This is a genomic window from Nostoc edaphicum CCNP1411 (assembly GCF_014023275.1).
GTDB lineage: Bacteria > Cyanobacteriota > Cyanobacteriia > Cyanobacteriales > Nostocaceae > Nostoc > Nostoc edaphicum_A.
In genome coordinates, this window is the sequence record NZ_CP054698.1 from 501,048 (window position 1) to 514,394 (window position 13,347).

General features: G+C 40.0%; 12 protein-coding genes. 5 read left to right on the forward strand and 7 right to left on the reverse strand.

Annotation, left to right across the window (positions count from 1 at the left end):
- Positions 1-35: 35 nt before the first annotated feature.
- Positions 36-3,746, reverse strand: a complete 3,711-nt coding sequence (locus tag HUN01_RS04850; protein WP_238845999.1) for a WD40 domain-containing protein — start codon at positions 3,744-3,746, stop codon at positions 36-38.
- Between the two features lie 104 nt (positions 3,747-3,850).
- Here HUN01_RS04850 and HUN01_RS04855 point away from each other — a divergent pair, with 104 nt between their 5' ends.
- Positions 3,851-5,704, forward strand: coding sequence for an adenylate/guanylate cyclase domain-containing protein (locus HUN01_RS04855; RefSeq protein ID WP_181930327.1), 1,854 nt, complete (start codon positions 3,851-3,853; stop codon positions 5,702-5,704).
- Between the two features lie 461 nt (positions 5,705-6,165).
- On the forward strand, positions 6,166-7,749 hold the full coding sequence (locus tag HUN01_RS04860; protein WP_181930328.1) for an alpha-amylase family glycosyl hydrolase: 1,584 nt from the start codon (positions 6,166-6,168) through the stop codon (positions 7,747-7,749).
- Positions 7,750-7,831: 82 nt separating this feature from the next.
- Here HUN01_RS04860 and HUN01_RS04865 read toward each other — a convergent pair whose 3' ends face one another.
- A complete protein-coding gene (locus tag HUN01_RS04865; protein WP_181930329.1) occupies positions 7,832-8,374 on the reverse strand; it encodes a hypothetical protein in 543 nt (180 codons plus the stop codon).
- A gap of 25 nt (positions 8,375-8,399) precedes the next feature.
- Here HUN01_RS04865 and HUN01_RS04870 point away from each other — a divergent pair, with 25 nt between their 5' ends.
- The 3 genes from HUN01_RS04870 to HUN01_RS04880 all read left to right on the forward strand — a co-directional run bounded on the left by HUN01_RS04870 (position 8,400) and on the right by HUN01_RS04880 (position 10,260).
- Positions 8,400-8,792, forward strand: a complete 393-nt coding sequence (locus tag HUN01_RS04870) for a helix-turn-helix domain-containing protein (RefSeq protein ID WP_181927396.1) — start codon at positions 8,400-8,402, stop codon at positions 8,790-8,792.
- Positions 8,793-8,845: 53 nt separating this feature from the next.
- Positions 8,846-9,346 carry a transposase gene (locus HUN01_RS04875; protein WP_181927395.1) on the forward strand — a complete coding sequence of 167 codons (501 nt, stop codon included), beginning with the start codon at positions 8,846-8,848 and terminating at the stop codon, positions 9,344-9,346.
- Between the two features lie 242 nt (positions 9,347-9,588).
- Positions 9,589-10,260: a Coq4 family protein gene (locus HUN01_RS04880; RefSeq protein WP_181930330.1), complete on the forward strand. Its 672-nt coding sequence runs from the start codon at positions 9,589-9,591 to the stop codon at positions 10,258-10,260.
- Positions 10,261-10,419: 159 nt separating this feature from the next.
- Here HUN01_RS04880 and HUN01_RS04885 read toward each other — a convergent pair whose 3' ends face one another.
- The 5 genes from HUN01_RS04885 to HUN01_RS04905 all read right to left on the reverse strand — a co-directional run bounded on the left by HUN01_RS04885 (position 10,420) and on the right by HUN01_RS04905 (position 13,316).
- Entirely contained in the window at positions 10,420-10,794 is a 375-nt protein-coding gene (locus HUN01_RS04885; RefSeq protein WP_181930331.1) for a hypothetical protein, read from the reverse strand.
- Positions 10,784-11,791 carry an LLM class flavin-dependent oxidoreductase gene (locus HUN01_RS04890; protein WP_181930332.1) on the reverse strand — a complete coding sequence of 336 codons (1,008 nt, stop codon included), beginning with the start codon at positions 11,789-11,791 and terminating at the stop codon, positions 10,784-10,786. Before HUN01_RS04890 ends, HUN01_RS04885 begins: the two co-directional genes overlap by 11 nt.
- A gap of 136 nt (positions 11,792-11,927) precedes the next feature.
- Positions 11,928-12,290: a hypothetical protein gene (locus tag HUN01_RS04895; protein WP_069068421.1), complete on the reverse strand. Its 363-nt coding sequence runs from the start codon at positions 12,288-12,290 to the stop codon at positions 11,928-11,930.
- Between the two features lie 430 nt (positions 12,291-12,720).
- A complete protein-coding gene (locus tag HUN01_RS04900) occupies positions 12,721-13,032 on the reverse strand; it encodes a hypothetical protein (RefSeq protein WP_069068422.1) in 312 nt (103 codons plus the stop codon).
- A 2-nt stretch (positions 13,033-13,034) separates the two neighbouring features.
- Positions 13,035-13,316: a hypothetical protein gene (locus HUN01_RS04905; protein ID WP_069068423.1), complete on the reverse strand. Its 282-nt coding sequence runs from the start codon at positions 13,314-13,316 to the stop codon at positions 13,035-13,037.
- Positions 13,317-13,347: the final 31 nt, after the last annotated feature.

Consider the following 13,347-nt stretch of genomic DNA (forward strand, 5'->3'; position numbering starts at 1 on the left):
ATCGGGGGGATTAAGGGGGGTACGTAAGTCCTGACTTAAATCTCGAAAGCACCTAACGCTTTGAGGACATCTTTTTGGGCTGTCGTTATTCCGGTTACGCCTGTAATATTGGTTCCTTGATAAGGTGTGTCAGGATTGAGTGTTTTCAAAGATTCGCCTGTTTGGGCATCCCAAATCTGAATAGTTCCGTTTTGGCTGCCGCTAGCGATCGCATAATGTTCTGTAGATTTGCCAAATGCGATCGCCGATCGCATGGCATGAGGCATGACAGGCAGCACTTTCAGGCAAACTCCTGTATGCCTATCCCAAATTCTCACTGTTTGATCTAAGCTGCTACTTGCCAAAATATCACCTTCTGGACTAAAGGCAACTGACCAAACACTATTACTGTGTCCCTCAAAAATATTGAGACATTCACCTGTATCAACCGACCACAGGCGCACTGTTTCATCTTCACTAGCGCTACTGAGAATTTGCCCATCTGGACTAAAAGCGATCGCTTGGACTCTACTCGTGTGTCCTTCTAAAATTTGGAGACATTCACCAGTAGAAATAGACCACAGACGAATGGTTTGGTCTTCACTACTGCTAGCGATTATTTCACCATTGGGGCTAAAGGTAACACACCAAATCCAACTGGAATGACCTTGCAAGATGTTGAGGCATTTTCCTGTATTGATAGACCATAGGCGAATGGTTTGGTCGTCACTGCCGCTTGCTAAGATTTGTTTATCGGGACTAAAGGCAACTGATTGCACCCAATTTACATGACCTCTCAAGGTTTGCAGACATTGCCCTGTGCTAACTGACCAAATACGAACGGTGCGATCGGCGCTGCTACTGGCTAGCAAATGTCCATCTGGGTGAAACGCGACGGAAGTTACCCAGCCACTATGTCCGGTGAATTTTTTTAGGCAAATTCCCGTATTGACATCCCATAGTCTCACGGTTTGGTCTGTGCTGCCACTAGCAATTTGACCATCTGCATTAAAAGCAACTGAAAATACCGAATTACTATAGCCTTTTAAAGTTTTAAAGCATCTACCTGTAGTGACATCCCATAGCTTTACGGTTTGGTCTGTGCTACCACTGGCAATGGTTTGACCATCTGCATTAAAAGCAACTGAAAATACTGAATTGCTGTGTCCTGGTAAGATATTCAGGCATTGCCCTGTACTAGTTTCCCAAATTCTGACTGTTTTATCGTCACTGGCGCTGACCAGCATTTGGGCATTGGGGCTAAAGACTACTGAGCGGACGCGATCGCTATGTTCTTGTAATATATTGAAGCACTTGCCAGTACTAACTTCCCAGAGGCGAATCGTGAAATCGGCGCTACCACTGGCTAAGGTTTGACCATCTGGACTAAAGGAAAGTGACCAGATGCGATCGCTATGTCCCTCTAAAATGCGATCGCATTCTCCACTAATTTTCCAAAGTCGAATTGTGAAATCAGCACTGCCACTTGCTAGAGTTTGACCATCTGGACTCCATGATACTGAGAGAATTCGATCGGTGTGACCCGACAAAATTTTATAACAGTCCCCAGTATTGACATTCCATAATCTTATTGTTGGTTCATCGCCTCCACTAGCGAGGATTTGACCATCGGCACTAAAGGCAACTGACCAAATCGAACTTGTGTGTCCCTCTAAAGTTCTCAGACATTTACCAGTGTTGACATCCCACAGCCGAATCGTTTTGTCACTACTGCAACTTGCCAATAATTGCCCATTTGGACTAAAGGCAACCGACCAAACCCAACCCAGATGTCCGGCAAAATTGATAACCAGTTGCCCAGTTGCAACCTGCCACAGACGAAGCCCACCTTCTGCATCTCCTGTAGCTAATAATGTTCCACCTGGGCTAAAAGCAATACCAGCAAATACCATACCAAAGGTTTCAGCAAAAACACACTGACTCAAATCAGAATATTCAAAATTAACATTATGCAAATTTACATCTTGTAAATAGGCTTGCCAAATCGTTAAATTGGAAAAATTGTAGTTAGTTAAAGTTGATTGTAATTGACAAAGTAAATTTAAAATATTACCGACTGCATATCCAGTTTTAAGTGACGATGTACCTCGTAACTTGTTTAAACATTGAGTAAGTAGGTTTTCAATTGCGAGTTCTTCACTTACTTCTATTAATAAGCGATCAAGTAATAAGCGTTCCAGAATCGGCTTTAGGATGAAACGAACTTGCGTTTCTCGCACATAGTCTTTTGCAGTAGCTCTGAGTAACGCATGAGTTTTGAACAGCAGATTTTTTTGATCAGCATTTGCTTCTAAACCTGCCAGAATTTCTTGACAAACTTGAGTAACTAATTTCTCGGTGACATATTCCATTACCATCGGCTGGAGTGAAAACTGTGCCGGATGTTTTGCAATCAGTGTCAGCTTGTTTTTCTCAATTAGAGAGCGCTGCTCTAACGATTCTAGAACGTCAATTAATTTCTGTGGCGATATCGGGGGAAAAATATCCGATCGCAGTTCTGAAAATGAAGCAGAATCACGATAGATAGCCAACCAATAAATCACTGTTTTCTCAGATTCAGAAAGCCGTTCAAATTGCTGATCAATTAGATTGCGAATATTCCCAAAAACAAACGTTTCCTGGTTAAGAAAATCAGAAATACTACCATCAAACAAGTTTTGAATCGTAGTCGCTATAATTTTTAATGCTAAAGGATTTCCTGCATAACCTTCAATTAGCCGATTCCATTCTTTTGTTGAACCTTGGAAATTCCCCTTTAACTGCAAAAGTTCTTGTGCTTCTGTTTTCTGCAATCCACCCAAATGAAAAGCCCTAACGGGTAAGCTTGCTCCTTCTAGGAGGCGAACTTCTGGGGGCTGATCTCGACTTGTTAATAGTAAACAGCTTTGATGGCGAATTTCTCCCATTTGTCTAAATATTTCGCCATAAGCTTCATAACCTTCGATATAAGATGATTTAGATTTATCGTTGTGTTGTAAGATGGTTTCAACATTATCGAAAATTAATAAACAACGCTGCGATCGCAAATAATGCAACAGCCGCGAAATTTTACCTTCAACGGTTTCTGGATAATCAATTTCTTGTTGATTGGATAATAATTTCAATAACTCGGTTAATATCTCTTGTACAGGTGGCGCATTTCGCAGACTTCGCCAAATCACCCATTTAAAATCGCTCTGTAATTGTTGCGCCAGCTTGATAGATAAGGAAGTCTTTCCCATCCCACCCATTCCTAACAAAGCCACAAGCCGACACTGGTCAACCAAAATCCACTGCTGTAATTGAGCTAGTTCTGCTTGTCTTCCGTAGAAAAAATCAACATCGATCGCATCTCCCCAATCTTGATGCGAAGCTTTCACTTCCGTAATCAGCAGATTCTCAGTGAATTTTGGTCGCGTTTTTCCTTCAAGATTATCAAATATATTCTCTTTGTCTGGAATTGATTGTGCCGTCGCATTCTCTATTTTAAATCGCCGCTCGATTGCTGTTCTAAAACTTGTTTTATTAACTTTTTCTGCTAACACCTCTGAAAGGAGTTTCCATAGCTTGGGGCCAACATCATGTTTTAAGTAAGTTGGGGAATAGCCATAAATATCGGCAATGCGATCGTAACTTTGGCGTTCCAAAGACCAAGACTCACGCAACATAGCTTGTTGGAGATCGCTCAAATGAATTCTTGACTTGGCGAAAACGAGAGAGTCTGTAAATGCGAGTGCTTGATCAATATCCATTGCTGCAATCGGCAAAAGTTAAATTAACTTTAAATTCTATAAGTAGAATGTCATAATTTATTTATCAGATAATAGCAAAAATAATATGCACTATTTTACAAATTCTTTACATAAAGCTTATGGTTCAGTCATTAATTAGTCGAATTTGGGAATCACTTTTACGCTTACTATTACAGAGAATTACTCTTGTACTCACGCTGATGTTATGTGCTGCGATCGCGATCGCAATTTCTAATATGTCTGGGCTTTCATCGAGCTTGATTGAATCCCAAGCAGTTCAAAATGCTGCCTTAAATATCCAATCATTGACTCAAGCTTTTGACCTCTATAGCGCCGCCGCCGCAGATCGAGCTAAACTCGTGCCTGGAGTTACCGTTACCCACGCTTACCTCAATACCAAGGGTGCAATCCCCTTACCCTCAACTTTTGCGATCGAGCTTGGTGAGCAAATTAGTGAAAAAAATACCGAAATGTCTGTACGACTATACAGTAACTATCCATATCCTTGGCGTAAGGCAAAAGGGGGAGCAAAAGACGAATTTGAGCGCGATGCACTCAACTTCTTGAGAGAAAACCCTCGTCAAAAATTCTATCGTCTTGAGAAGCAAAATGGAAACACCACTTTGCGCTATGCACAAGCTAGTCTCATGAAACCAAGTTGCGTAACTTGTCATAACACAGACATCAATAGTCCAAAGAAAAACTGGGAAGTAGGAGATGTTGCTGGAGCTTGGGAGATTTCTCAATCTCTCGATAATTTAGTAACCAAAACCAACCAAAGTCTCCAAGGAACCTTCGCCATGTTAGGTGGGATGTCAGTCTTAGGACTTTCAGGATTGACACTTGTTGTTGGGAAACTCCGAGAAAACGCGAGAAGTTTAGAGCATCGAGTCAGAGAACGAACCACAGATTTAGCAGAAGCCAACACGGAATTAGAAAAAAGAAACGAATTAATTCGCCAAGTTTTCGGACGATATTTGAGTGATACAGTTGTTGCTAACTTGTTAGAAAGCCCTGAAAGATTAAAACTTGGTGGTGAACGACGCAAAATTACTATCCTCACCTCTGACTTACGAGGCTTCACATCTCTCTCAGAACGCTTTCCTCCAGAAGAGGTAATTCACATTCTCAACCTCTATTTAGAATACATGGCGGATGTGATTAATCATTATCAAGGCACAATTGATGAGTTTATGGGAGATGGTATTTTAGTCTTATTTGGTGCCCCGATCGCTAAAGAAGATGATGCCCTCAGAGCCGTTACCTGCGCCTGTGCCATGCAGTTAGCAATGGGTGGCGTTAATGAAAAAATGAAAACCCTCGGCTGGCCACCATTAGAAATGGGGATTGGAATTAATACAGGTGAAGTTATAGTCGGTAATATTGGTTCTGAAAAACGGACTAAGTATGGAATTGTCGGCAGTCAAGTAAATCTCACCTATCGAATTGAGTCATATACTAGTGGTGGTCAAATTCTCATTTCCGAGCAGACTTTTAAAGAAGTCGGTTCAAGCGTCAGAATTATTGGACAAAAGCAAGTTCAGCCGAAAGGTGTGAGCCAAGAAATTACCATTTATGAAGTATATGGTGTGGGTGGACGATACAATCTTTATTTGCCCAAAGAAGAAGAACTATTTTTTCCTGTTCCTCAAGAAATTCCGCTTTTATACACTATTTTGCATGATAAGCAAATGGGGAATCCGGTCTTTTCCGGGCGTTTAGTCAAATTATCAGCAAAAGGAGCCGAATTACAGGTAGATATTCCCAATGTGATACCACCTAAATTAACGAACATTAAAATTAATCTTTTTACGTCTAAAAATTCAACACAAGTGAGTGAAGATATCTATGCCAAAGTTTTAGAAAAACTTGCAGGTAGAGGAAGCTTTTATATTCATTTTACGGCTGTTCCTCCAGCAATTGTAACTCAGTTAAATAACCTCTATAAAATGATTTCTCAATCACCTAACTAAACAGAATATCAACTAGTACCGCAAGGCGGAATTAAAAATTAAAAATTAAAAATTAAAAATGAAGACAGCGTAAGGGTTTTGTTGATTGGGAATGGGTGGTTTATTTCCGCCGTACTGTACTAGTACACCCTTGCAGAACAACAAAGAGACAATCCACCTTATACTAAAAACTCTGCGTCTCTCTGCGCTTTCCTTTGCGTACCTCTGCGTTTAAACAAAAACCTATCATCACAAAACTAAGGGACTTCCAAGAAAGAAATTGTCCAATCTTGTGGGGTGGGCATCTTGCCCGCCTTTGACTACGGGTGGGCAAGATGCCCACCCCACAATAAATAGTTGTATATTTTTTATTTGGAAGTCCCTAAGTTACAAAATCTCTCCTCAGGTTAATGAAAATTTAAAGTACTTTTTATAACATCTAAAATGCATACTTCCATTTTCCTATCTGTGTGTAAATCCTCATGGCCAAAGTTGAAGAATTGACACCCCAGCAACTCTCTGAAACAGACCTGAAACCACGAGGGAGAGTTTATCCGAGTCCTATCAGTTGGCGCGACCAGTTTTTGTACCAATTGGTATTAGATAGATTCAGTGACGACAATGAAAATCAAAGGGAACTTTTTGACCGCGCCAACCCTTCAAAATTCCAGGTTCAAGACAAAGCCAACTGGATGGCAGCAGGGACAAAGTTCGTAGGTGGTACTCTTAGGGGAGTTAAGAGTAAGTTGGATTACTTGCAACGATTGGGAGTAACTACACTGTGGATTAATCCACCTTGGCGACAACATTCTGAGTTAGAAACTTATGATAGCGATCGCATTCAAGAATTTTTAGATGTTGACCCCCACTTTGGCACTCGTCAAGATTTAAGAGATTTGATTGATGCTGCCCACGATCGCAGGATGTATGTAATCCTAGATGTAACATACAACCAGAGTGCTGATAACTGGTTCAACAGAGATGAGATAATTGCAGCTCTAGCCAGAGTTTATCAATATTGGATTGCTCTTTCTGACTGCGATGGCTTGCGGATAGATAGCCTCAAGCACGTTTCTCCAGAAGATTCCCGCAAATTCTGCACAGCTATCCGTGAGTACGCCGAATCTATCGGTAAAGACAACTTTTTACTAACTGGGGAAATAACCTCTGGTAGTATGGCTGGTGCATACATAGACATTATTGCTCGCAACCTCAGTGCTGTATTAGACATCGCACAGACCCCTAATGAATTGGCTGCATTTGCAAAAGGTTTAGTACATCCCAAGCAATTTTTCGATTTGTATAGCGAAAACAATCTCGCTGGCGAATACCGCCAAACTGGGATATATCATGTCTCCATCTTAGATGACGATGAAATGTCATCCCGTACTAACAAGCAGCGATTTGCTGCAAATAGTAATGTCCCTAATCTTTATGAGCAAGTTGCTCATGCTGTGGGTGTGCAATTAACTATGCCAGGAATTCCTGCTGTTTATTATGGAACAGAACAGGCTTTTGATGGCAATGAAGGTTATCACGATTACAGCATAGAAGGTGGCAGGTTTGCCGAAGATAGATACATCAAAGAAGCAATGTTTGGCGGTGCTTTTGGCGCATTTCAAACAGCAAACTGTCATTTCTTCGATATCGACCATCCTACTTATTTGCGGATAGCTGCGATCGCGCGTATCCGCAACAGTCACGATAAAATTGGTAAAGCATTGCGCCGTGGTCATCACTACCTACGCGAAACATCCTTTTGTAATTCCCCGTTCTCAATTCCCGGACAAGGCGAATTAGTTGCTTGGTCACAGACTTTATTTGACACAGAAGTGTTGATGGTGCTGAATACCAACGGCTTAGAAAATCGCGGTGCAGAAGTGACAGTAGATACTTACATGCATCCTCAAGACTCAACCATGACCTTTTTATACAAAAGCGATTGGAGCGATTCATATTTACGCCACCCACCCCGCGACCAAACTGTAGCTGTACAACATCATAATGACCGTCGTGCAACTGTGCGAATTGATTTACCTCCTTCGGGAATGGTGATTTTGGCGTAAGCAAACACCAGCATTTGGGCAAAGCTTTGGTTTTACCAAAATGCTTTGCCCCTGCAATTACGAAATATCTACATTCTAATTTTCATCGAAATTTTCTTAATGGTTTATGTCCTTCCTGTAGACAATTTGTTGGCAAATCATTGCCACTCACTTTAAAGTCAAAACATGATAAAAAAAGATAGTTATGACTACCAACGAAATATCCGATACAGCCAATAATTAAAGTTACCGCAATCAATTTTATAATCAGATTTTGAGAAAGCTGAACAATATCTTCATTAATAATCGCAAAAACCATGTAGAGAGTATAGGGTAGGCAAATCAGATAAACAACAATTCCTAAGCCGAGACTAAGTATTTTTCGCAAAGCACCCGTCGTAGAAATGTCATGGAAAGGCACAAAAGGCAGGATAAACCACAATGTAGGGATACTCATCAGCAGTAATCCTGGCCATCTAATTGGTGAACGGTTGCGTGGAAGTAAAAGGCACGCTAGGAGAGTTGCTGATGAAGCTACCCAAATCAAGAAGATTTTCTCAAAGAAAATAACTTTAAAAGCACCCAAGTTAAAGCTGAGATCCCACATACCTAGAGATACAGCACTTGCGTCTGTTATGAGGTACAATAAATTAAAATATAAATACCTCTAAATGAAGTCATACTCTGTCGATCTTCGAGAAAAAATAGTTGCAGCACATCTTCAAAAAAATATCTCAATCAGAAAAGTAGCTAACATATTTTCCGTCTCAAAAAGTTTAGTTCAAAAGCTTGTAAAACAACAAAAACTTGAAGGAAATTTACAATCCAAGCCGCGAGGAAAGCCACAATTTAGTCATCTAACAAATGCTGACATAGAGTTGAGAGAATTAGTTGAATCATATCCAGATGCAACATTGATAGAGTTGTGTGAATTATTTGCAGACAAGACTGGTAATTGGGTAGGTCAAAGTGCAATGTGTCGGGCGTTACAGAAATTAGGATTAAATCGTAAAAAAAAACGAAGCGGAGTACCCAAGCTCTTACTGAGAGAGTCCTGCATTTAAGATTAGATTATTGGGAAAAGGTCAAAAATATAGAGCCAGAAAATTTAGTATTTTTGGATGAAACTGGTGTCCTACTTGGGTTAGCGAGGACTCATGCCCGTTCACAAATGGGAACAAGAGCTTACTCTCTTAACCCCTTCTATAGAGGCTCAAAAGTTACAGTAATTGGAGCAATTAGTCTTAAAAAAGTAGTTGCATTAATGACAATGAATGGTTCAATGGATGGCATTGCATTTGAATTATTTATTGAGAAGTTTTTAGTACCACATTTATGGTCAGGAGCAGTAGTGGTGATGGATAATTTATCCGCACATAAACTAGATTCAATTGTGCCAATGATTGAAGCTGTAGGTGCGAAAGTTATTTGTTTATCCTCATACTCCCCCGATTTTAATCCAATTGAATTATGGTGGTCACAACTTAAATCTTTTTTACGCAATTTTGCTCCAACTACAACAGAAATGGTTGATAAACTAATCTCAGTTGCACTCGACTTAATAAATCCTCAACATTTAAGAAACTGGTTTGCTAGTTGCTGCTACTGTACCTCATAACAGCCGTAGGTGCTGTAATGTAATGGCAGCTAAGAGGAAGCTCTTGATTTTTAGCTTAGTGTACTGCTCCATTTTTTGATCATTCATCTCTTCTTTGAGATAGTGTTTTTACTTAAACATATTTCTAGCAAAAACTTTCACTAAATACCTCTAAAGATTCATGAAAAACGGGATAAATATATTCCAAAATTGAAGACTCAGATTTAAATTAGCCAAATTATATCTCCAAGTAGATAATCACCATGGACAATATAATTACTTACAACAACGATAAAGGACTCCTTGCTTACATTCAATTTCTAGCATCTAGCGCCCAAAAAATTGGAGATGGTAATACTGATAGAGTATTTGACTTCGAGGACGCACTCGACCAAACAGAAATGGCACAGCTAGCTGTTGATGAACTAAAAAAAATCCCTGAAGTCAAGGCATTATTTACAGAACGCTGGCTACCAGCACCTTTCAATTTAGATGATTTAGCCAAACTCCCAGAAGGGACTTTAGGTAATGTTTATGCCAGAGGAATGAAAGCTAGAGGATTCGATCCCTACTTTTACAAAAAAGTTCCTGTTGTTGATGACATTTCCTATCTCAAAATGCTTTGGAGATCCACTCATGACATATATCATGTAGTTGCTGGATTTGACACCGATGTAATTGGTGAAATTGGTCTACAAGCTTTTTTCTTAGCTCAGACTCCAATACCTATCAGCGTCATGCTTTTGAGTTTGAGTATGGTAATAATTAGCCTTTATCAACCGACTAATTTTAAAGCTTTAATGACAGAAATATCTCGTGGGTACAAGGTGGGTTCTCATACTCCAGGTAAGTTTATCGGGCAAAAATGGGATCAACTTTGGGATGTACCAGTGAGTGAAATTCGTGAGCATCTAGGAGTATATTCTACTCCGTAAAACTGCTATTTTAAGAGTAGATTTGTTAAAGAAGAATTCATTCTGAATTCTGACTCCTGACTCCTGAATTCTGTTCAATAAAAATTGCAACACCCTGCACTTTAGAAGTACAGGGTGTAAGACAGCTATATTTTGTGTGATTCCCAGTTTCTATTTACCTCAAAGCCAATCTCGGTAAGCTGATATTTCATTTACGCTAATTTCAAACGGCATCCCCTTGCCAAATGGCGGATAAACGCGGATTTTGCCATTGCTAGCAAACCGCTCTAACCTATTACCTAACTGGGCAATATTGCTGACAATATGCCAGTAAGATACTAAGTCAGGGCAGTCAACAATTAATGTGAGGATGCTAGCATTTGTTGTGATATACCATTGACAATTAGACAATAGGACTCGCGTAATGCGATCGCAGGCTAGATAAAAACATCTGCCAGTAGACTGTTCTAGCTCCATTTGCAGCATTCCATCCTGTTTCGTTACCTCAGTGGGAGGTAAATCATCGGGAGGAAGCAAGTATAGTTTAGAAGACATAATTTCGCACCTCTTGGTTGTAGCGCGTCAAACTGTCCAGGTTTTTTTGCAGATCCGCAGACGAGGGTTTGAGTGCTAGCGTACCTAAATCTAATTCGTCCTGAAATTTCTTGATTTTGTCTCGACAAGTCTCCACATCACCGATAATTGAGTTCTCAATCAAATAATCTTCGTCGAAACAAATATTTGTGCGATCAAATGGTTTTTGGTTGGGATTCGCACTATTTTGCAATACTTGAGCCGTATTAGCTTTCATTTTCTGGCTAAATTGGCGAACGAAAGGTAACGCTTCACTCACAGCCTCATCAAATGTTTTGCCAACAAAAAAGAAGCGTGCCAGCACCAACTTTTCCGCACCACTAGAATTTAAGGCTCGATATTTGGCAACAGTATCTTTCAATCTCTGTAGGGAAAATGGTGGCCCACCCATCAAGCTGAAGGAATGTTTAGCGGCAAACTCGATACCATCATCGCCGCCAGTGGCAACATACACTGGTATTTGACTCTGCAATGGTTTTGGGTATATTGTCAGGCGATCGCACTGATAATACTTACCGTTAAATGATACATCAGTTTCATATAACAGCTTGTGAATCAGTGCGATCGCTTCTAGCATCTTGGGACGGGCTTCACTGGGGAGTGTCGCAAAATGCTTATTTTGTTGGGGAAAGGGGCCACCTTTAGCAACTCCAAATAATAATCGTCCATTGCAAAGGTTATCCAAAGTGGCAATATCTTCCGCTACCCGAATCGGGTTATGGAATGGCAGTAACACTGCCGCCGTCCCTAATTGGATAGTTGAAGTCAATCCCGCCAAATGTGCCATTAACAGCAACATAGACGGGCTGAGATTGGATTCACTAAAATGATGCTCACTCACCCACGCTTCCTCAAAACCTAAGCTTTCAGCCTGTTTTACCAGCGCTACTTGCTCAAACATGGCACGATGAGCATCTTGGTGAAAATTATCGTAATTGCAGAAAATTCCAGTTTTCATTACTTGCGTTAATACTTTGTACTCACCGTAGGTGCTGGCTATTCTGGTTTGTAGTAAGCACTAAAGTGCTTAAATATTTGAAGACTAAATTCCTCTCTACAAACACATTTCCCCTCTTAATTAATGCGATGAATTACTAAGTTGCAACCCACTGCAACTCCAACCATAGGCGTGGGTTATTCTCTTTTACCTTCGACATCGGATCGCGCAATAATCGCTTGGCATTCATGCAGACAACCTGGATTAAACCCATATTGTCTGCTACTTCTCTGAGTATTTCTTTTTGAGCTTGCACACAGGAAATCATTTCGTCAGAGCAATAAATTCCTATATATTGCAAACGTCTGGCAGGTCGTCCCCAAAAACAGGTGATGACTTTCACATAACACCCATCCAGCAATTCCCCAACTTGCGGATAGTAATGGTTGACGACTCTTGTGAATTCTTTGGCTAAGATATCTTCAGCAATCATTGGAACTGATATTTCTGTAGCGTCCATCACGCTATTTAATATAACATAATTTTGTCAGTTAAATATGACAAAATAGCCTATTAGGCTTAAATAAAATGTTAAATATTAATTGAATAATAATTCAGGAGTCAGAATTCAGAATTCAGAATTCAGAATCAAGATGCGACGCTCGAAAATACTCGCTATTCGCTTTTTCGGTCAGAATTTATTCTGTTATACTATTTCACTAAAATTCTTGATACATATAGATTTTTCGTAGGGGTTTAGCACTGCTAAACCCTTACCCACGTATTTGTATCATTATTAAAGTGAAATAGTATTAGTTGTGCGTTTAGCCCATTCTGGCTCCTGACTCCTGAATTCTGTTCAATAAAAAAAGAGGTGTACCTTATTTAGTATACCTCCGTGCGTAAAGCATCTTTATTGTTGAATTCTAACTTTTGAATTTTAATTATTATTATCGAGCATTGCGTTCACAAACTAAAACCTCTGCTACGATATCCGGCACATTCATACAGTCTGTAAATCCTTCAGAACCACGAATTGGTGATATAAATGTATAGTTTGGATCACACTCTCCATTGTCATATACTTGAATAAACCACCTATCGGGAAATCCTTCTACACCTAATTCCACAGTGTACCAACTCTCGCCAATCAGACGAGAGTTAAATATTGTGAACCACTCTCTGTTTTCTTCTGAGATATTCCAATCAGCCATGAGCAGTTCTAAAGCTATTTGTCCTGCATCCGTTGAAGTCAACAGCATTTTTACTCCTTATTTGCAACTTCAGTATTTGCAACTTCAGTACTGGGAACTTCCGGGTATAAACCCAATTCTTTAGCTAGTTCACGCGCCACAAAAAATAAGAATTTGGCACCATCTTGATTGCCTTCATGGGCAAACATAGTTGCTACTTGTAACATTGTTTCTACGAATCCAGAATCAATCAATTCTGGCTTTGATTCCAAAATTTCTGGTTCTTGACCATTAGGGCATCTGAGTAATTCGTCAATCAGATTAAAATACAGTTGTTGGCGTTGTTCTGACATGGTATTTTTGTTGATTTGATTGGGTAAATTG

Coding starts and splice junctions, on each gene's coding strand:
- HUN01_RS04870 (WP_181927396.1), top strand. CDS start 8,400: ATGAAGTCATACTCTGTCGATCTTCGAGAAAAAATAGTTGCAGCACAT.
- HUN01_RS04905 (WP_069068423.1), bottom strand. CDS start 13,316: ATGTCAGAACAACGCCAACAACTGTATTTTAATCTGATTGACGAATTA.
- HUN01_RS04855 (WP_181930327.1), top strand. CDS start 3,851: ATGGTTCAGTCATTAATTAGTCGAATTTGGGAATCACTTTTACGCTTA.
- HUN01_RS04860 (WP_181930328.1), top strand. CDS start 6,166: ATGGCCAAAGTTGAAGAATTGACACCCCAGCAACTCTCTGAAACAGAC.
- HUN01_RS04880 (WP_181930330.1), top strand. CDS start 9,589: ATGGACAATATAATTACTTACAACAACGATAAAGGACTCCTTGCTTAC.
- HUN01_RS04895 (WP_069068421.1), bottom strand. CDS start 12,290: ATGGACGCTACAGAAATATCAGTTCCAATGATTGCTGAAGATATCTTA.
- HUN01_RS04885 (WP_181930331.1), bottom strand. CDS start 10,794: ATGTCTTCTAAACTATACTTGCTTCCTCCCGATGATTTACCTCCCACT.
- HUN01_RS04890 (WP_181930332.1), bottom strand. CDS start 11,791: ATGAAAACTGGAATTTTCTGCAATTACGATAATTTTCACCAAGATGCT.
- HUN01_RS04900 (WP_069068422.1), bottom strand. CDS start 13,032: ATGCTGTTGACTTCAACGGATGCAGGACAAATAGCTTTAGAACTGCTC.